The sequence below is a fragment of the Streptomyces sp. CA-251387 genome (genome assembly GCF_050936625.1).
Lineage (GTDB): Bacteria > Actinomycetota > Actinomycetes > Streptomycetales > Streptomycetaceae > Streptomyces.
The window spans coordinates 7,343,227-7,361,856 of the sequence record NZ_JBNJMJ010000001.1 but is presented as its reverse complement, the minus strand read 5'-3'; the positions used below and the strand labels follow the sequence as shown (position 1 = coordinate 7,361,856).

Genomic DNA, 18,630 nt, shown 5'->3' with positions numbered 1-18,630 from the left:
CATGCGTCCGTCGTCCGCATTCGCTCACGAGAGGCCACAGCAGTGGGGAACCCGACCGTCCGTCCCCTGGACCGGACCAGCGCACCAGAGAGGGTGAAGGGCGGCGGGCTCGCCGTGTTCAGCGTGGCCTTCGCCTTATGGATCACCATGGCGGGCACCACGGCGCCCACGCCCCTCTACCCGCTCTACGGCGAGGAGTTCGGCTTCACGCCCTTCACCGTGACCGTGGTCTTCGCCGTCTATGCACTCGGCGTCGTCCTCGGACTGCTGGTCTTCGGCCGGCTGTCGGACCAGATCGGCCGCCGCCCGGTGCTGATCGCGGCCACGTTGCTGTCCGTGGGCGCCGCGGTCGTCTTCCTGTTCGCCGAGAACGTCGGGGCCATGCTCGTCGCCCGGGTCATCTCCGGCTTCTCGGCGGCCCTGGTGACCGGCGCCGCCACCGCCTCCCTCGCCGAACGGCTCGGTCCGCACGCCCGCGTGAAGCCCGCCACCGTCGCGCTGTTCGCGAACATGGGCGGCCTGGCCTGCGGCACACTGCTGGCCGGCATCCTGGCCGACCTCGCCCCGTCCCCGCTGCGCACCCCCTGGGTCGTCATGCTGGCCCTGGCCGCCGTCGGCCTGCTCGGCGTCCTGGTGAACGGGGAGAGCTCCGCGCACCGGTCCGGCTTCTCCCTGCAGTTCCAGCCGCTGCACGTGCCGGGCGAGATCCGCTCCGACTTCCTGCGCTCCGCGATGGCCGCCGGATCGGGCTTCGCGGTGCTCGGCGTCCTGACGGCCGTGACCGGCCTGTTCCTGGGCACGGTGCTGCACGAGTCCAGCCATGCGCTGACCGGCCTCGTGGTCTTCGTCGCCTTCACCTGCACCGCCTTCGGCCAGCTCCTGGTCCGCACACTCAAGCCCGCCACCGCCCTGCCCGCGGCCTGCGTGGGGCTGATGGCCGCCGCCGGCCTGATCGCGCTGTCGATGGCCACCGGCACGCTGGCTCCCCTGCTCGTCGGCGCCGCCGTCAACGGGCTGGCGACGGGCATCGCCGTCGGCCATGGCATCGGCAGCATCACCACGCGCAGCGCTCCCCAGCACCGCGGCGCATCGGTGTCCACCTTCTTCGCCATCCTGTACTCGATGCTCGCGGTGCCCGCGATCGGCGTGGGCGTCCTGATCCGCGAGACGAGCCTGCGCCCGGCGGGCGAGACGTTCAGTGCGGTGGTCGCCGCGCTCGCCCTCGGCGTCCTGCTCAGCCTGCTGCGCACCGGCAGGAAGACCGCCTGATCCGGGGCCGCCGCACCCCGGTTCGCGGCCGGCGCCCTGTGCCAGAATCTCAGCAGACGCACGACTCGAAAGGTTGACGGGACCATCAGCGCCACGCGGAAGCCACACCAGTCCTGCGAACAGACCACGGTGATCAGCCGGACCGGCCCACGCCGCAGCGAGAGCGTCCGGCTGGCGGTCCTGCACGCCGCGGACGATCTCCTCGTCGAGAAGGGGTTCGCCGGACTGACCATCGAGGGCATCGCCCAGCGCGCGGGGGTGGCCAAGCAGACGATCTACCGCTGGTGGAAGTCGAAGGTCGACATCCTGCTGGACACCCTCATCGACGACGCCCGCGAGGCCCTGCAGTGGCAGCCGGACGAAGCCGCCGGCGCCGAGGAGAACCTCGTGGCCCATCTGCGGCGCGTGGCCGACTTCTTCGAGGAGCCGGCCGGCCAGGTCCTCCAGGCGCTGCTCGGGCACGCGCAGTTGGAGAGCGACACGGCGGCGTCCCTGCGGGAAGGCTTCCTGAAGGAGCAGCGCGAACGCGACGCGGCCGGTCTGCGCGACCTCCTCGCCCGGGACCTGGACCTCATCGTCGACGACCGGACCCTCGACCACCTGGTGGATCTGCTGCTCGGACCGCTGTACTACCGGGTGCTGGTGTTCGGCGCCCCCATCGACAAGGAGCTCGTGGACTCCACGACCCGGCTCGTGCTCACCTTCGCCCGCGAGGCGTCGACCCGGGCCGGCTGACCGGCTGACCGACCGATCGTTGTATGTGAGTGGCCCCCGGCGAAAGCGCCGGGGGCCACTCACATACAACGGTCAGTGCAGGCTGATGCAGCCGCTCCTGATCCCCGCGATGACGGCCTCGGTGCGCGACGCTGCGCCCAGTTTGATGAAGATCGAGTGCAAATGAACCTTTACGGTGCGCTCAGAAATTCCAAGCGCCCTCCCTACCATCCTGTTGGAGTGTCCCTCCTTGATGCCGTTGAGGACCTGGCACTCGCGTGGCGTGAGCATCGAAGCCGACCTCCGCGCTAAACCTTCGGGTGCGGGAAGCGGTACGCGAGACATGTGTTCCCCCTGTCATGCAATGGTCATCAGTCACCAAGGCAACGATTCCGCGTTGCGCAACAATTATATGGGCGAGATTCAATCGTGCCATCAAACGTGGGTTACCTCACAGCCAAAGGTTGCACATTGAAGTTGTTGCCTTGCCCGACGTGAAAGTGTACGTTGCACACAACGCACTGGATTAATTACCTCCGGATTAATAGAGTGAAACTCGGAGGTGAGCCGATGCTCATTGACCGCAAACGGCGAAACAATCACTTAATTTATCTGGCGGGCTGCCTCGTCTTCTCCGGTGGCGCCTATCTCTTCATCCACTCCGACCTCGGCACCGACCCTCTGGACGTGTTCGCACTCGGCGTGCTGGAGCACGTACCCGTCACCGTGGGCGTCTCGCAGGCCACGGTGGCCGCGATCTGCCTGACCGTCGTGGCGGCCTGGACCCGGACGAGGCCCCTGCTGTCCCCGTTGTTGACTTTCTTCTTCTGCGGCAGCGCAATCGATCTGCTCCGCTGGTCGGACCCGGCTCACGGCCTTCCGATTCCCTCACCCGGAATGCTCGTGTGCGCGGTCCTGCTCTGCGCGTACGGTTCCGCTCTCATCATCATGAGCGGCTTCGGCATCCGGGCCATCGATCTGCTCGCCCTCACCATGAGCAGCAAATGGCGCTGGCCGTTCTGGGCCGCGAAAGGAATCATCGAGGCGTCCCTCATGACCTTCGGGTTCCTTATGGGCGGCCCGCTGGGAATCGGCACGATCTGTTTCCTGGTGGGTGTCGACCTGCTTATTCAGCCACTTATCAGAGCAAATTTCAGGGTGTTTCGGATTCCGAATTTCGGACCTTACAAGGAAGTACGGGTATGACCTCCTCGCTTTTCTCCCCGCAGGTTTCAACCGTGCTGGAGCACATCGCGTTCGAACAGCAGCGCGTGGACGAGATCGAGCAGCCGAAACTCCTCGAGAAGATCAGGCGGCGTGCGACTCCCTGGACGCCGGAGGAACTCGTGGCGGCGTGCGCCGGCGGCTACTACGCCGCGCCGGCGGCCATCGGCCGGATGCTGTACACCTGTGTCCGCGCCATACGGCCGCAAACCGTCTTCGAGTTCGGGACGTCGTACGGATTCACCGCCATCCATATCGCCGCGGCCCTGCGGGACAACGGATCGGGAACGCTGTACACGGTGGACCTGCACGCCGGAAAGTGCGCCGCCGCCAGGGACAATCTGAAGGCGGCCGGACTGGACGAACACGCCGAGGTCGTCACCGGTGAGGCGGTGGACGTGATGTCGTCGTTCTCCCTGCCGATCGACTTTCTCTATCTGGACGGTTGGGCGGATTTCTATCTCGATGTCCTGCGGGCCGCCGAACCCCGGCTCCGTTCCGGTGCCCTGGTGCACGCGGACGACACCGAGAAGTTCGCGGCCGCCGCCCGCCCCTATCTCGACCACGTCCGCGATCCCGCCAACGGCTATGTCTCCCTCGGCATCACCGATGGGCAGGGACTCGAACTCTCCACCTACACCGGCCCGTCCGAACAGGACGCGTCATGACCGCCGCCCCGTCGGCCGGCCCCGCGCGGTCCACGGCCGCGCGGGGCGGTGACCGTCCCGGCACCCGCGCGGCCGCGGCCGCGCTCGGGATGTGCGTCATGCTGGTGTTCGGGCTGGGCGCCGGCGTGAATCTGGCGGTCGGCCGGCTGGCCACCAGCGCGCTCCATCCGACCCCGACCCAGGTCCTGTGGATCGTCGACAGCTATCTCATCGTCTTCGGCTGTCTGCTGATCCCCAGTGGCGCCCTGGGCGACCGCTTCGGCCGCAAGGGTGCCCTGCTCGTCGGCCTGGCCCTGATGGTCGTGGGGTCCCTCGGATCCGCCGTCTCCCCCACCGTGCCGCTCCTGCTCACGGCACGGGCGGTGACCGGTGCCGGCGCCGCCCTGATCCTGCCCAACAGCCTGCCGCTGCTGATCAGTTGCTACCCGCCCGAGCGGCGCGGCCATGCCGTCGCGCTGTGGACCGCGCTGAGCGGAGGCGGCGGCGTGGCGGGCAACGTCGTGGGCGGCGCGGTGCTCCAGTTCTTCGACTGGCAGGCCCTGTTCGCGGTCGCCGCTCCCCTGGCCGCGTTCGGTCTGGTGGTGGCCGCGCGGTCCCTGCCCCGGGTGGAACGCCATCACCACGCCGTCGACACGGGCGGGGTGCTCCTCCTCGTCGTCACGGTCTTCTGTGTGCTGTTCGGCATCATCGAGGGATCCGAGCTCGGCTGGACCTCGCCCGCCGTACTGCTGGCCTTCGCCGCCGGCGCGGCGTTCCTCGTCGTCTTCTGCCGCTACGAACTGCGCCGCGACGAACCGCTGTTGGACCCGCGGGTGTTCCGCCGCCCCGGAATGCGCGCGGGCACCCTCGGCATCGTCGTCTCGTTCATCGCGATGTACTCGGTGTTCTATCTCAACGGCCAGTACCTGATGAACGTGAAGGACTATCCGGCGGTGCTGGCGGGCCTGGGCACCGCACCTCTGGCCGTGGTGATCTTCCTGGTCTCACCGCGCGCCGCCCGGCTGGCCGACCGACACGGCTCCCGCCCCGTCGTCGCCTGCGGACTGCTCCTGGTGGTCGCCGGACTGGGGCTGTTCTCCCTGTGCGGTCCCGGGACCGCCTACGTCCTGTACGCCGGGTGCATCGTCGTGGTCGGCATCGGGTCGGGGCTGTCCAATCCGCCGTTGTCCAACGCCGTCGTCACCTCCGTGCCCGCACATCAGGCGGGGGTCGGCTCCGGCGTCAACAGCTTCAGCCGGGAGATCGGCGGAGCGCTCGGTTTCGCCGTCTTCGGCACGTTGCTCAACGTGCGGTTCACCGAGGCCCTTCCGGCCGGTCTGCGGCATCCGAAGGACGGTTCGGCCGGCGGTCAGGCCCTGGGAACCGCCCTGCACGGTGCGCGGGGGTTCGGCTCCGACACGGCCGTACGGCTCGAGGCCCAGGTGCGCGAGGCGTTCAGCGCCTCGATGGCCGAGTCGTTGCGGGTGATCGGCCTCGTTCTGCTCGTGGCGGCCCTCCTGGTCATAGCGTGGCTTCGCTCCCACGACGCGGAGCGGACGACTTCTCGGGAGAAGCAGTGAACGGAACCGGAGCCGCAGACCCGGATCGCCACCGGGACTGGGCCGACGGGCTGTCGGGCCCCTGCGCCCCGAACGTGGACATGCGCCTGTTGCCGGCCCTGGACGCCCTGCTCCAGGAGGGCAGCGTCACCGGAGCGGCCGAGCGTCTGGCGCTGTCGCCGCCCGCGATGAGCCGCGCCCTGTCCAAGATCCGCCGCGCCCTCGGCGACCCCGTGCTGGTCCGCGCCGGACGCGGTCTGGTGCCCACCCCGAGGGCGCTGGAACTCCAGCCGAAGGTACGGGCCTTGATGCGGGAGGCGGAGTCCCTCCTCACGCCGAGCCGGCAGGAGGACCTCACCCAGGTCGACCGGACACTCACCATCGTCGCCGACGAGGCGTACGCGGCGGTCCTGGCGCCGGTGCTGCTGAACCGGGCGAGCGCGGAGGTGCCGCTCGCCCGGTTCACCTTCACCGTGGAGAACTCCCACGGCAGCGCGCCGCTGCGGGAGGGCGCCGTGGACATCGAGGTCGGCATGATCGACGAACCCAGCCCCGAGCTGCGGATCGAGCCACTTTTCGCCGACCGGTTCGTGGGCGTGGCACGCACCGGTCATCCTCTTCTCGACAGCGAGGTGACCGCGGAGGCGTTCGCGTCGGTACGGCACATCAGTGTCTCCCGCAAGGGCCGTATGACGGGTCCGATCGATGTCGCCCTGCGCGCCCGCGGTCTGAGCCGGGATGTCGTCGCCGCCGTGCCGAGCCACGGCGAGGCCCTGCTGATGATCCCCGCCGGTGACTTCGTGACCGCGATGCCCCGCTCCCTCGCCACCAGCGCGCAGCGGGCGGTGAGCATCGAACTGTTCGACCTTCCGGTCGAGACCGAGCCCATCAGCATCTGCCAGGCGTGGCACCCGAGGCACGACACCGAGCCGGTGCATGTGTGGCTCAGGCACGCCGTGCGCTCCGCACTCACCCGGCAGGCACCCCAGGGAGGTCCGGTTCGGGCCACCTCAGGCGGGCTGGGCGAGCGGAACCCGGACCGGCCCCTCGAGCAGCAGGGCCACGGCTGAGGCCGACGGCGGCACCGTCGCCCCGTCCAGGAGGCCGCCGGAGCCGACGACGGCGCCGAGGAGCAGCCTGGCCGCGAGCCGGGGTGCGATGTCGTCCCGTACGTCGCCCCGGACGACGGCCACCTCCAGCAGTTCGGCGAGCCGCCGGCACACCGCCTCACGGCAGACGGCGTCGGGGCCGTCCGCACCGGGCCGGCCGTGGGCTCCCCAGAACAGGGCGTGTCCGGCCGGGTCGTCCGCCGCCGCGTCGGCCAGCCCGCGAAGGAGTGCAGCCACGGCCGCCACCTCCAGGCCGTCCGCCGGCACGCTCGCCGAGAGCAGCGCCGACACGGTCGCCCGTACCGGCGCCGTGACCGCATGCAGCAGCTCCGCCTTGCTCTTCACATGGCGGTACAGCGCGCCCTTCGTGACGCCGAGGCGGTCGGCGATGTCGCTCATGCTCGTCGCGTCGTAGCCGCGCTCGTGAAACAGAGCCGTCGCGGCCGCGAGAACGAACTCACGGCCGCGACGTGGACGGGACGAGGGCGGTGTCCTCGTGGCTTCGTTCACCGCGACGACTGCCCCCGGCACATCTCGAGCAGCGCGTCGGCGAGATCGGCTCCGCCCGGGCCCAGTTCCTCGGCGTACCGGCCCCGTACGGTGTGCTCCCGCCCGGAGTCCACCCGCGAGCCGCCGCGGCCCGTGCGCAGGCGCTGAATCTCCCGGGACGCCCGCAGTCGCTGCTTCAGGGTTCCGATGAGCGAGCGGTCCAGGTCGTCGATCTGCTGCCGCAGCCGCGCGATGTCCTGCGGCGCGGGTTCCGCGGGGCCGGTCGCCCCGGTGGTGATGTCGGTGTCCATCGTCCTGCTCCGTTCCTGCACGGTGCACACGTCGTAGGGGTGGCAAGGGGCGTACGGGTCGTACGGTGAGGCCGTCTGCGAGGTGTACGACCCCAGGGATCGCAGCCCCGGTACGCGCAGCCGCAGCAGGCCGACGGCGCGTGCGGTGAGCGGCTGGTCCAGCCGGCCCGGGCAGTTGGCGAAAAGGAGCGAGCCGCCCCTGCCGTCGGGCACGGGGTACAGGGACACGGCCCGCAGAAAGGGATGCCGCCGCAGACCGTCCAGCAGGCCGCCGATGTCCTCCGGCCGCCTGTCGAGCCGCCCGAGCAGCGAGGTGCGGTCGGCGGGCGCGGCAGCGAGCGGGCTCGGCCGCCCGGAGCGCGCGCACAGCAGGAACCGGGTGGTGGCGCCCCCGGTGTCCTGTATCCCCGTGGCGGCGGCCAGCAGGCCGTAGCGGGCGGCGGTGAACTCGCCGGCCACTGCGGCGTCGCACTCCCCGTCCCGCACCCGGCGCGCGGCCTCGGCGTTGGACGGCGCGGACGCCCAGCGCGCCTGCGGCACATGGCGGTCGAGCCAGCCGCCCACCTGCCGTCGCGCATGCGGATGCCCGCTCACCGTACGGATCCGGTCGAGTCGCGTGCCGGGTCGGACCAGCAGGGCGAACTCGATGCCGAGCACGACTTCGCGCACCACGGCCGGCGCGGGTGACTCGGCCAGCGCGCGCAGCGTCTCCGGGACCATCCCGGCGACCGTGTTGCCCACGGGGACCATGGCGGCGTCCACGTCTCCGCGGCTCGCCAGCGCCAGGGCCTCGGCGGCCGAGGCGGCCGGCAGCAGCCGGGCGCCTGCCGCCTCGGGGAGCGAGCGCAGCGCCCGCTCGGTGAAGGTCCCCTCCGGTCCCAGATAGGCGAACCTCAGTTCCCGGCGCGGGAGTCGGCCGGTGGCGGGGTACGCCTGCGGGTCCTGTACCGGCTGCTTCATGTCACACGGCGGCGAGAGCCGCGTCCATGGTGCTCGCCACGGCGCTCTTGGCGCGCCGCAGTTCCTTCTCCTCCAGCAGCCCGGGAGCGAAGGCGGCGGCGTCGATGGTCACACTGGCGGCGGCCCGTCCGGCCTGCACCACCTCCACCGTCGTACGGACCGTGAGCCTGCTGGGCTCCGACAGATCGGACTCGTCCACCGTCAGCCGCAGGGTGGCGCCGACGGGGAAGAGGAAGTTGGAGAACGTCGTGTTCATGGAGTTGAGGACGATGTAGTAGCGCTGCTGCGGCCAGCGTGCGGTGAAGTAGTGCTCGATCACCGAGAGGAACATCTGGCGGGCGGCCTCGATCGCCACCATGCCCTGCACATGGACGCGGTCCTGGACGTCGACGAGGAGCTCGTTGTGGTCGTGCAGCCGCAGCCCGGCCTCGTACGTGCTGTCGTCGACCTGGGTGAGGCCGGCGACCAGCACGTTGTCCTCGCGGGCCTTGTGCAGTTCCTGGCGGCGGGCGGGCTGCCCGCCGGAGTGCACCACGATGATCCGGTCGTCCAGCTGCCGACGGCTGATCGCGTCCTTCAGATAGGAGATCTCGAACTCGCCGATGCCCTGACCGGTGACCACGTGCACCGGCCCTTCGACGGTGTCCAGGTCACCGGCGTCGAGGGCGCGGGCCAGGGCCGAGAGCGTCTCGGCTCCGACGGCCTCGGCGAAGTCGCGGAACCGGTCGCCGACGACGAGTCGGGAGGTGGCGGTGTTACTCATGGACATTCCTCCTGGCTGGGTGGGGAAGCCGCGGTCGGTGGAACCGCGGGAGTGCGTTCGGGTGGAGCCGTGGGACTGGATTCGGGTGAGGTCCCGGAACTCGCCTCAGCGGGCCCGGTATTCGTGCAGGGTCACGTGCTCGGGTTCGCCGGAGTCCGCGGGCACCGCGTCGGGGACCCGCTCGGCGGCGGGCTCGGCCGGGTGGAGGCCGGTGAGGCAGCGCTGGGCCAGCTTCTGGTACTGGAGGGTCCCGTTGCCCTTCCAGGCGATCTCGTCGGCCGTGAGTTCGCGCAGCACCTTCGCCGGGCTGCCGGCCACCAGATGCCGTTCCGGCACGTGGAAGCGGGACTTGACGAAGCTGCCGGCGCCGACGAACGCCTGCCGTCCCACGACCACGCCGTCCATCAGGACGGACTTCATGCCGATGAGGCTGTCCCGCCCCACGCGGCAGCCGTGCAGCACGCTGCCGTGACCGACGTGGCCGTCCTCCTCGACGACCGTGTCGGCGCCGGGAAAGCAGTGCAGGACGCAGCCGTCCTGCACATTGGAGCCCGCCCGGAGTTCGATGTGCCCGAAGTCGCCGCGCAGGCTGGCGAGGGGGCCGACGTAACAGCCCGGACCGATCTCGACCGAGCCGATGAGCACCGCGTCGGGGTGGACGAACGCCGTGGGGTGCACGACGGGAACGTGTCCTTCGAAGGAGTAGATCCTTGCCATGGTCTTTCTCACCGTTCGTCGGGAGTCGAAGGGGTGCCGGACGGTCAGAGGGCGGCCGCGGGGGACGCGCGCAGCTCGCCCAGCGCGTCGTGCCCGTGGATCCACGCGAGGTCGTCGGGCAGCCGGGTCAGCCGGATGTTGCGCTCCTCGGCCTCGGGGCCGTCCGGCAGCTGGAAGCAGGTGGCGTTCTTGCGGGAGCCCGCCTGGAGCAGCCGGGTGCGCGGGCGGCGCAGCTGTTCGTAGGCGCGCAGTGCCCCCCCGACCTCGTCGGCGCCGGCGCGGCCGAGGAGGTGCGCCAGCACCACCGCGTCCTCCAGCGACTGGTTCGCGCCCTGTCCGTGGTGCGGCAGCATCGCGTGGGCCGCGTCGCCGAGCAGGGTGACCCGGCCGGCGCTCCAGACGCGCTGCGGTTCCCGGTCGTACAGCGCCCAGCGGCCGGGCCGTTCGCACGCGGCGAGGATCTCGGTGACGAACGGGTGCCAGCCGTCGAAGGCGGCGAGCAGTTCGGCACCGTCGCCCTCGGTGGACCAGGACTCGACCGTCCACTCGGGGTCGGGTACCACGGCGAGGAAGTTCAGCGCGGCGCCGCCGGCCACGGGGTAGGCGATGAAATGCCGGCCGGGGCCGAGCCACAGCCACAGCACCTGCTCGGCGAGTTCGGGGATGTGCCGGAGCCGGTCCATGGGGACCAGGGCGCGGTAGCCGCTGGTGCCCGAGAACACGGCCTCGTCCGGGCCGAACACGCCGTGCCGTACGGCGGAGTGGATGCCGTCGGCCCCGATGACCGCGTCGGCCTCGGTCTCGGTTCCGTCGGCGAAGCGGAGCACGGCGCCGGAGCCGGTCTGCTCCACCTCGGTGCAGCGCGCGCCGAGCCGGACATGCTCGGCCCCCAGCTCGGCGAGCAGGGCCTGCTGCACGGCCGCCCGCCCCACGGTCCAGAAGGGCGCCTTGAACCGCTCCTCGTACATGCCGGTCAGGGGGTGCGTGACCATGGACCGGCCGGTGCGCCAGTGCCGGAAGTCGGCGCGCACCGGCTCGACGGCCGACCCCGTCAGGCGCCCTGTGACGCCGAGGTCCCGCAGGGCGCGGTGGCCGTTGGCGCCGACGGCGATGCCGGCGCCCTGGTGGGCCAGTTCGCGGGCCTGTTCGTGGACGACGACCTCGATGCCCTGCCGCCGCAGTCCGATGGCGACGGCCAGTCCGCCGATACCGCCGCCGACGACGGCCACGTACGGGCGTTTGCGCGCCATGGCGTGTCCTCCTGTTCCGTGTGGGGCGCGTTCTGTAGAGGGCCGCGAGCTCACCGCGTCGGCGCGATCCCCGTGAAGGTGCCCCGATGGAAGACCAGGGGCTCGTGGTCGCGGCCGACGGCGCCCAGCACCCGCCCGACGACGAGCACGTGGTCGCCGAGGGGCTGGGTGAGGTGCAGGGCGCATTCGAGGGTTCCGGGGCCGTCCGGCAGGACCAGGCAGCCCGTGAGCGGTCCGACGGTCCAGTCGGCGGCGTCCTCCACGGCGGGGCGCTGCGCGGCCGGCGCGGTGAGGACGCCGACCAGGGAGCGCGCCCGGTTGCCCAGGAACGACACCGCCCACTGGCCTGACGTGCGCACGCGCTCCAGGAACGTGGAGTCGTCGCGCAGATACATGGACACCAGCGGCGGGTCGAGGGAGACCGAGGTGAAGGAGTTCACGGCGATGGCGTCGTGCCGCACTCCGGACGGGGTGTCGAACCGGGTCGACACCGCGCACACACCGGTCACGAACTGCCCCAGGACACCCCGGAGTTGGGCCTCGTCCGGGAGGGCGCGGCTGCTCACCGCGCGGCCTCGGCGGAGGACCCGCCGCCGATGACGGTCGTGTCCTTGGGGTTGACGAGGTCGGGGGCCTTCCAGCCGTTCTCGTCGTACTCCGACAGGCACTGCTCGACGAACTGCTTGTAGCCGTCGAACTTCCCGGAGGCCTGCTGGTTGTGCAGCACCTCGTAGCGGATCTGCTCGTGGTTGCCGGCGTAGTTCATCTCGTACAACTCCCAGCGGGCGCCGAACTCCGTGCCCACGGCGTCCCAGGCCAGCTTCATTAGCTTGACACGGTCGACGGCCTCCACGCCCAGGCCCCGGACGTACTTGTCGAGGTAGGGCCGGACCTCGGGGTTGGACCAGTCGAGCGCGTGGGAGTTGGTGTAGATCAGGGCGCTGCCCAGGTCGCGCAGGAAGATCTCGCGCACCTTGGGGAAGATCGAGGAGGACAGGACTCGGAAGGCCATGGCGGACTCGCCGTTGGGCGTGACGGTGCCGTCGGGCCACTTGACCGGGTTCTCCACCATGGAGTCGACCAGCGCCCAGAACATGTTGCGATAGGCGAGCACTTCACCGAGGCGGCTCTGCACCCCACGGAACTCCGAAGTGCCGGTGGTCTCCAGGCACTTGGCGAGCAGCCCGGTCAGGAAGTCCATCTTCACCGCGAACCGGATGCAGGCGTGGAACATGGCCCGGTAGAAGAACCCGGAGCCGTAGAAGAAGTTGTTCGCCTTGTCCACGTCGTAGCAGAAGACGTTCTCCCAGGGAATGAGCACCTTGTCGAAGACGAGAATTCCGTCGTTCTCGTCCAGACGGCTGCTGAGCGGCTGGTCGAAGGGGCTGGACACGGTGGCCGCGGAGAATTCGTACGACGGCCGCGAAATGATCTTCAGGCCGGGGCTGTTGGTCGGCACGACGAAAAAGGTCGAGAATTCCTTGGCGCCCTTCGGGATGACCCCGTAGTTGCCGATGAAGATGTGCTGGGTGAGCGCGGCGCCGGTGCCCACCACCTTGGCCCCGGAGACGACCAGGCCGGCGTCGGTCTCCTTGTCCACCGTCAGCATCACGTCCTTGAGCTCGGTGAGCCCCCGGTTGCGGTCGATCGGCGGGTTGACGATGCCGTGGCCGATGAACAGCACGTTCTCCTGGGCCTTGCGGTACCACGCGGCGGCGTTGTCCTCGAACGGCGCGTAGTGCTCCCGGTTCGAACCCAGGGTGGACAGGAACGCGGCCTTGAAGTCCGGGGTGCGGCCCAGCCAGCCGTACGTCATGCGGGCCCACTCCTCCATGGCCCGTGCCGCCGCACGCAGATCGCCGGTGGTGTACGGCGCCTTGAAGTAGGGGTGGGTGAAACCGCCGTTGCCGGTGTCGGTGGGGACGACGAGTTTGCTGTTGCGCTGCGGATCGTGCAGCGCGTCGTACAGCCGCGCCACCATGCGGGAGTTGTTGCGGAAGGCCGGGTGGGCGGTGACGTCCTCCACCCGCTCGCCGTAGATCCGCACTTCGCGGCCGTCGCGGAGACTCTCGAGGTATTCCTCCCCGGTCTGCGGGCGGGAGACGGATCCGGACGGCTGGACGGTGTTGCTCATGCGGGATCACCTTTCGAGCGGACTTGTGCGCCTGCCGAAATGCTCCAGGAGTGCGACTTGCCCCGACAGTCGGCCACTGGGGCTAGTACTCGGGTAGTAGATCCGTCCTTCTAGCCCCAACGACGCACTGCACAGGCCCAGTTGGTGCGTGACAGGCTGCGCCCACCAGCTGCCCCCACCCTGCAGTCGTCAGCGGAAGGCGTTGAGTTGTCGCCGTGGAATCCGTGGAAGCCATGGAAGCCGTGAAAGTCCCAGAGAATCCCCATCCCCAAGAGAGTCCCGTCGGGTTTTCGGCCGGCGCGGAGAATGCACTCCCCGAGCCCTCCTGTGAGGCGTGGCGCGCCCTTCCCGCGGCCCAGCAGCCCGACTGGCCCGACCCCGTCGCACTGCGTGCCACCCTCGCGTCCCTTTCCTCCGCGCCGCCACTCGTGTTCGCACGGGAATGCGACGCCCTGCTCGACCGTCTCGGTGAGGTGGCCCGGGGCAGGGCCTTTCTGCTGCAGGGCGGTGACTGCGCGGAGACCCTGGACTCGGTGAGCGCTCAGTCCGTGCGGGGCAAGCTGGAGGTCCTGCTGCAGATGGCCGCCGTGCTGACGTACGCGGCGGGGGTGCCCGTGGTGAAGGTCGGCCGCATCGCCGGCCAGTACGCCAAGCCCCGTTCGCAGCCGACCGAGACGCGCGAGGGCGTGACCCTGCCCTCGTACCGGGGCGATGCCGTCAACGGGCTGGAGTTCACCGCCGAGGCCCGCACCCCCGATCCGGACCGCCTGCAGCGCGTGTACCACGCCTCCGCCGCAACGCTCAATCTGCTGCGCGCCCTGACCGCCGGAGGGCACGCGGACCTCGACCGGGTGCACGAGTGGAACCGTGACTTCGTGGCCCTGTCCGCCGCGGGACGCCGTTACGAGCGGCTGGCGGACGAGATCGACGCGGCCCTCGCCTTCATCCGGGCCTGCGGGATGAGCACCTCGACGCTACGCACCACGGAGGTGTTCGCCAGTCACGAGGCGCTGCTGCTCGACTACGAGTCCGCGCTCGTGCGCACGGACCCCGACACAGGGCGGCGCTACGCCCTCTCCGGCCACCTGCTGTGGATCGGCGAGCGCACCCGCCAACTCGACGGCGCACACGTCGCGTTCGCGGCCGGCGTCAGCAACCCCCTCGGCGTCAAGCTGGGTCCGGACGCCCGTGCCGACGACGTGCTGCGGCTGCTGGACCGGCTCGACCCGCACCGCACTCCCGGCCGGCTGACGTTCGTCGCCCGGATGGGACGGGGCGCGGTACGCGACCGGCTGCCTGCCCTCGTCGATGCGGTACACGCGGAGGGCGCGCGGGTGGTCTGGGCGTGCGACCCCATGCACGGCAACACCTACACCGCGCCGAGCGGCCACAAGACGCGTCGCTTCGACGACGTCCTGGACGAGGTCACCGGTTTCCTCGAGGTGCACCGGGCGCTGGGCACGCATCCCGGCGGCGTCCACGTGGAGCTGACGGGTGAGGACGTCACCGAATGTGTGGGGGGCGGCAACGAGGTGCGCCCCGACGACCTGCGGCTGCGCTACGAGACGGCGTGCGATCCGCGGCTGAACCGGGCGCAGTCGATGGATCTCGCCTTCCGGATCGCCGAGTGGTACAGCGCCGAGAAGCGCCGCCTCGCCCGCCCCCGCCCGGAGCCCGTCTCCGCCCGCCCCGCGGGCATGACCCTGCACGCCGACTACGCGGCATCCCTCGGCTGAGCGCCGAGGTCGGACACGGAGGGCAGTCACTGTGCGGCACTTCGAGCACTTTCCCGCCGGCACCACGTACGCACTGGGGGCCACCCGGCTGACGAGCGAGGACATCATCGGCTACGCACGGAAGTGGGACCCCATGCCGTTCCACCTGGACCCGGAGGCGGCCCGCCGCTCCCCCTTCGGGGGCCTGGTGGCCAGCGGCTGGCACACCGGCGCCGTGGTCATGGGGCAGTTCGTGCGCACCCTGCTCGCGGACTCCGCCTGCCAGGGGTCGTACGGCATGGACGAGGTCCGGTTCCTCGGCCCCGTACGCCCCGGCGACGAACTGCGCGCCCGGGCCACCGTGGAGGAGGCCTCCCCACATCCGAGACGTCCGGGCACGGGCACGGTCCGCTTCGTCGTCGAGGCGGTCAACCAGGAGGGCGCGACCGTGTACCGGATGCGCACGCGGCTGCTGTTCGCCCGCGCGCAGGCGGAGGACCCCGCGCAGGAGGCCGCGGCCGTACCCCGCTGAGGTCCGGCGCGGTGGGCGGACTCCCGTTTCTCCTCGGACAACGCCCCCTGTCCGGGGAGGAGCGGGTCATCTTCCGCCCCTTTGATTATACGCACCGTTGCGTCTAGTCTAATCGGCGTGATCGACGTTCGAGGAGGATCGAGGAGGGCGTCATAGCACCGCACGACACCCCGCAGCCGGCCGACGCACGCGAGGTGCGCCGCGTCCGGAACGGACCGAGGCGCAGCGAGGCCGCTCGCGTCGCGGTCCTGCGAGCCGCGGACGATCTGCTGGTCGACGTCGGCTTCCAGGCCGTGACGGTCGGTTCGATCGCCGAGCGGGCGGGCGTCTCCAAACAGACGATCTACCGCTGGTGGAGATCGAAGATCGACATCCTCCTCGACGTCCTGGAGGAGGACCTCCGGGACACGGCGTCCTGGCCCTCCCGGCCGGAATCCGCGCAGGCGGCCCTGGAGGGGCATGTGACGCATCTGAGCCGGGTCTTCACCCGGTCCGCCACGGGCCGGGTGATGTTCGTGCTCATCGGCCACGCCCTGCAGGACGCCACGACCGCGGCCGTACTGCGGGATCGGGTGCTGGACCGTGAGCGCGGCCACGACCGCGCACGGCTCCAGGAGGTCCTGGCCACCACCTCGCTCGGCGCCCTGCCCCGGCAGGAGGCCGACCAGCTCCTCGACCTGCTGGCCGGCCCCGTGTTCTACCGGGCCTTCATGACGGGACGGTCACCGGACCCGCGGTTCGCCGGGCGCCTGGTCTCGACCGTCCTGACCTGTCGGCAGGGCGCCCCACCCGACCGGGCGGCGCCTGCCGACCCCTCATCCTGAAAGGCTGTTCCCTCATGTTCCGCGCACGCCGAACCCGTTACACCGCCACGGTGGAGGCGGTCTCCCTGATCGCCCCGCGGATGGCGCGCATCACCCTGGGAGGGCCCGGGATGTCGGCCTTCCGGTGCGACGAACCGACGCAGTGGGTGAAGCTGTTCGTGACCGACCCGCTCGACGGCCGGACGGCCGGACGGGCCTACACCGTGCGCCGCCAGTCCCCGTCGGAGCCACGCATCGACGTCGACGTCGTCCTGCACGGAAAGGGCCCCGCCGCACGCTGGGCCGAGACCGCGCGCCCGGGCCAGGAGGTCTCGTTCGGCGGCCCCAAGGGGTCCTTCCGCCCCGTCGCCGACGCCGACTTCTACCTGCTGGCGGGAGACGAGAGCGCCCAGCCCGCGGTTCTCACCATCGCCGAGAACCTGCCGCCCGGCATGGCCGGCGCCGTCTACCTGGAGGTGGCGGGCCCCGAGGCCGAGGTCCCGGTGACCCGGCGGGCGGGCCTGGACGTCGTATGGGTCCATCGAGCTGCTGGGCAGCCCAAGGGGGAAGCCCTGCGGGACGCCGTCCTCAAGGCCCCGGTTCCCTCGCGGGGCGTGGCGGCGTGGGCGGCCGGCGAGTCGGGGGCCGTCAGGGACATCCGCCGCCACTTCACGGAGGGCCTCGGCCTGGACCGTCAGCACGCCTACGCGAAGGGCTACTGGAAACGGGACGAGGCGGACCACCGCGACCCCCTGGCCTCCGACTGACCACACCGTCCGCAGCCACACCCACACCCACACGGGCACGGCCCGGTTCTACGATGAGGTCGACACACGGACCCCGTCGACACACAGCCTCCTCGGACCTGCCGAATCGCTGGTGAGCCACCCATGAGCTCCGCCCCCAGAGGCCCCGAGGACCTCGTGCGGGCCCTCAGGACCGCCGGAATCCGCGACGAGCGGCTGCTCGAAGCCGTACGGACGACACCGCGGGCGGGCTTCGCCCCGGCCGATCACGTCGCCGACGCCTACCGTGACGTGCCGGTGGCCATCGGGCACGGGCAGGTCACCACACAGCCGTCGCTGTCCGCCGTGATGATCGAGAGTCTCGGTCTGGACGGCACCGAGCACGTCCTCGAAGTCGGTACGGGTCTCGGCTTCCAGACCGCACTGCTCGCGCGTCTGGCCGCCGACGTGGTCAGCATCGAGATACAGCCGGACCTCGCCCGCCGGGCACGCGCCAACCTCACCCGACAGCTCGTACGGAACGTGGAGCTGCGGGTCGGCGACGGCAGCGGCGGGGTGCCGGACCGCGCTCCGTACGACGCGATCGTCGTGTCGGCCGCGTTCCCCGAGGTGCCCGCCCCGCTGGTCGCCCAGGTACGGCCGTCCGGCCGCCTGGTGCAGCCGATCGGTCCGGGCGGCCACGAGCAGGTCGTCTGCTTCCTGCGCACCGAGTCGGGACTGGAGCCATGGCGGACGCTGACGGCGGCCCGCTTCGTCCGCCTGCACGGACGGCATGGATATCCGCAGGACGAGGACGATCTCCCTTGAGCGACAGCGTGGTCACTCCTCCTGGACTCGTACGACCGCCACCGTGATGTTGTCGGGCCCGCCCGCCTCGATGGCGGCCCTCCACAGCTCGAAGGCGGCGCGACCGTCGTCGTGCTCTTGCAGCACCTTGTCCAGTACGTCCGTCGGAACCGGGTCCGTCAGCCCGTCGGAGCAGATCAGGTACCGCTCGCCCGGCGCCATGGACTCGGTCGTGACATGGGGCTCCACGGCGCGGTAGGTGAGCGAGCCGCCCAGGCACTGGGTGACCAGGGACGTGGTCTGCCCGGCCGGGTGCGGCGGGCTGTCGTCGACACTGAGCTGGCGCAGCCCGTCGCCGCGAGAGGCCGCGAAGACCCGGCTGTCGCCCACGTTGAACACCAGCAGCGAGTCGGGCTGTACGACGACGCCGGCGACCGTCGAGCCCATGCCGGCGAGGTCGCCTCCCTGCTCCCCACCGGCCGCCTGGAACACGGCGCGGTTGCAGAGGTTCAGGGCGTCACGGACGGCGACCTCGCTGCTCAGGGCGGGACCGAGCGCCGCGATCCGGCGGACGACGAGGGCGCTGGCCACATCGCCGCCGGGATGCCCGCCGAGCCCGTCGGCGACGGCGACGGCCAGGGGGGTGCCCAGCGGGAAGATCAGGGTCTGCGGATTCTCGGTGACGGTGGCGCACAGCGTCCAAGGGCCGGCGACGAGACTGTCCTCGTTCCGCTCGCGCAGCAGGCCGGGATGGCTGATCGCACTCACAGCGACGTACGGCATGCAGCGCCACCGCCTTCCCGCACCGGGCAGACCCCCGGAGGCCGGAGCTCCCCTACGAGTCTAGGAACACCGGCATCCGGCGTGCCAACGGGGCCGGACCCCGCTCCCGCGGAGCCCCG

At 70.9% G+C, this 18,630-nt stretch carries 20 protein-coding genes; 11 read left to right on the top strand and 9 right to left on the bottom strand.

Going from position 1 to position 18,630, the window contains the following annotated elements; genetic code table 11:
- Positions 1 to 42: 42 nt before the first annotated feature.
- The gene (locus tag ACQEV2_RS32815; RefSeq protein ID WP_433049642.1) at positions 43 to 1,269 is read left to right on the top strand and encodes an MFS transporter; all 1,227 of its coding nucleotides are present in this window, start codon (positions 43 to 45) and stop codon (positions 1,267 to 1,269) included.
- Positions 1,270 to 1,398: 129 nt separating this feature from the next.
- Positions 1,399 to 2,004, top strand: coding sequence for a TetR/AcrR family transcriptional regulator (locus ACQEV2_RS32810; protein ID WP_433049639.1), 606 nt, complete (start codon positions 1,399 to 1,401; stop codon positions 2,002 to 2,004).
- Positions 2,005 to 2,076: 72 nt separating this feature from the next.
- On the opposite strand, the gene ACQEV2_RS32805 is transcribed toward ACQEV2_RS32810, so the two are convergent.
- Positions 2,077 to 2,274 (bottom strand): response regulator transcription factor, encoded by a 198-nt coding sequence (locus ACQEV2_RS32805; RefSeq protein ID WP_433049636.1) that lies wholly within the window; start codon positions 2,272 to 2,274, stop codon positions 2,077 to 2,079.
- Positions 2,275 to 2,553: 279 nt separating this feature from the next.
- On the opposite strand from ACQEV2_RS32805, the gene ACQEV2_RS32800 reads away from it, so the two are divergent.
- From ACQEV2_RS32800 to ACQEV2_RS32785, 4 genes are read left to right on the top strand one after another with little or no spacing between them, the layout of a single operon-like run.
- Positions 2,554 to 3,189: a YczE/YyaS/YitT family protein gene (locus ACQEV2_RS32800; RefSeq protein WP_433049633.1), complete on the top strand. Its 636-nt coding sequence runs from the start codon at positions 2,554 to 2,556 to the stop codon at positions 3,187 to 3,189.
- Positions 3,186 to 3,875 carry an O-methyltransferase gene (locus ACQEV2_RS32795; RefSeq protein ID WP_433049630.1) on the top strand — a complete coding sequence of 230 codons (690 nt, stop codon included), beginning with the start codon at positions 3,186 to 3,188 and terminating at the stop codon, positions 3,873 to 3,875. The genes ACQEV2_RS32800 and ACQEV2_RS32795 overlap by 4 nt, the downstream gene beginning before the upstream one ends.
- The gene (locus ACQEV2_RS32790) at positions 3,872 to 5,434 is read left to right on the top strand and encodes an MFS transporter (protein ID WP_433049627.1); all 1,563 of its coding nucleotides are present in this window, start codon (positions 3,872 to 3,874) and stop codon (positions 5,432 to 5,434) included. The genes ACQEV2_RS32795 and ACQEV2_RS32790 overlap by 4 nt, the downstream gene beginning before the upstream one ends.
- Positions 5,431 to 6,483, top strand: coding sequence for a LysR family transcriptional regulator (locus ACQEV2_RS32785; protein ID WP_433049624.1), 1,053 nt, complete (start codon positions 5,431 to 5,433; stop codon positions 6,481 to 6,483). Before ACQEV2_RS32790 ends, ACQEV2_RS32785 begins: the two co-directional genes overlap by 4 nt.
- Here ACQEV2_RS32785 and ACQEV2_RS32780 read toward each other — a convergent pair.
- From ACQEV2_RS32780 to ACQEV2_RS32750, 7 genes are all read right to left on the bottom strand, one after another.
- Positions 6,424 to 7,032 (bottom strand): TetR/AcrR family transcriptional regulator, encoded by a 609-nt coding sequence (locus ACQEV2_RS32780; protein ID WP_433049621.1) that lies wholly within the window; start codon positions 7,030 to 7,032, stop codon positions 6,424 to 6,426. The two genes, ACQEV2_RS32785 and ACQEV2_RS32780, sit on opposite strands and share 60 nt — an antisense overlap.
- The gene (locus ACQEV2_RS32775; RefSeq protein ID WP_433049618.1) at positions 7,029 to 8,282 is read right to left on the bottom strand and encodes a chorismate mutase; all 1,254 of its coding nucleotides are present in this window, start codon (positions 8,280 to 8,282) and stop codon (positions 7,029 to 7,031) included. The genes ACQEV2_RS32780 and ACQEV2_RS32775 overlap by 4 nt, the downstream gene beginning before the upstream one ends.
- 1 nt (position 8,283) lies before the next feature.
- A complete protein-coding gene (locus ACQEV2_RS32770) occupies positions 8,284 to 9,045 on the bottom strand; it encodes an AfsA-related hotdog domain-containing protein (protein WP_433049615.1) in 762 nt (253 codons plus the stop codon).
- 105 nt (positions 9,046 to 9,150) lie between these two features.
- Complete coding sequence (locus tag ACQEV2_RS32765; protein WP_433049612.1) at positions 9,151 to 9,762, bottom strand: transferase hexapeptide repeat family protein; 612 nt, start codon at positions 9,760 to 9,762, stop codon at positions 9,151 to 9,153.
- Between the two features lie 44 nt (positions 9,763 to 9,806).
- On the bottom strand, positions 9,807 to 11,012 hold the full coding sequence (locus tag ACQEV2_RS32760; protein ID WP_433049609.1) for an FAD-dependent monooxygenase: 1,206 nt from the start codon (positions 11,010 to 11,012) through the stop codon (positions 9,807 to 9,809).
- A gap of 50 nt (positions 11,013 to 11,062) precedes the next feature.
- Entirely contained in the window at positions 11,063 to 11,578 is a 516-nt protein-coding gene (locus ACQEV2_RS32755; protein WP_433049606.1) for a flavin reductase family protein, read from the bottom strand.
- Positions 11,575 to 13,146, bottom strand: coding sequence for a 4-hydroxyphenylacetate 3-hydroxylase family protein (locus tag ACQEV2_RS32750; protein WP_433049603.1), 1,572 nt, complete (start codon positions 13,144 to 13,146; stop codon positions 11,575 to 11,577). The genes ACQEV2_RS32755 and ACQEV2_RS32750 overlap by 4 nt, the downstream gene beginning before the upstream one ends.
- Before the next feature lie 233 nt (positions 13,147 to 13,379).
- On the opposite strand from ACQEV2_RS32750, the gene ACQEV2_RS32745 reads away from it, so the two are divergent.
- The 5 genes from ACQEV2_RS32745 to ACQEV2_RS32725 all read left to right on the top strand — a co-directional run bounded on the left by ACQEV2_RS32745 (position 13,380) and on the right by ACQEV2_RS32725 (position 17,749).
- The gene (locus tag ACQEV2_RS32745; protein ID WP_433054937.1) at positions 13,380 to 14,882 is read left to right on the top strand and encodes a class II 3-deoxy-7-phosphoheptulonate synthase; all 1,503 of its coding nucleotides are present in this window, start codon (positions 13,380 to 13,382) and stop codon (positions 14,880 to 14,882) included.
- A gap of 31 nt (positions 14,883 to 14,913) precedes the next feature.
- Positions 14,914 to 15,393, top strand: coding sequence for a MaoC family dehydratase (locus ACQEV2_RS32740; protein ID WP_433049600.1), 480 nt, complete (start codon positions 14,914 to 14,916; stop codon positions 15,391 to 15,393).
- 194 nt (positions 15,394 to 15,587) lie between these two features.
- Positions 15,588 to 16,217 carry a TetR/AcrR family transcriptional regulator gene (locus tag ACQEV2_RS32735; protein WP_433049597.1) on the top strand — a complete coding sequence of 210 codons (630 nt, stop codon included), beginning with the start codon at positions 15,588 to 15,590 and terminating at the stop codon, positions 16,215 to 16,217.
- Positions 16,218 to 16,231: 14 nt separating this feature from the next.
- Positions 16,232 to 16,963 (top strand): siderophore-interacting protein, encoded by a 732-nt coding sequence (locus ACQEV2_RS32730; RefSeq protein ID WP_433049594.1) that lies wholly within the window; start codon positions 16,232 to 16,234, stop codon positions 16,961 to 16,963.
- 123 nt (positions 16,964 to 17,086) lie between these two features.
- Entirely contained in the window at positions 17,087 to 17,749 is a 663-nt protein-coding gene (locus ACQEV2_RS32725) for a protein-L-isoaspartate O-methyltransferase family protein (protein WP_433049591.1), read from the top strand.
- Between the two features lie 12 nt (positions 17,750 to 17,761).
- On the opposite strand, the gene ACQEV2_RS32720 is transcribed toward ACQEV2_RS32725, so the two are convergent.
- Positions 17,762 to 18,511 carry a PP2C family protein-serine/threonine phosphatase gene (locus ACQEV2_RS32720; RefSeq protein WP_433049588.1) on the bottom strand — a complete coding sequence of 250 codons (750 nt, stop codon included), beginning with the start codon at positions 18,509 to 18,511 and terminating at the stop codon, positions 17,762 to 17,764.
- Positions 18,512 to 18,630 lie beyond the last annotated feature (119 nt).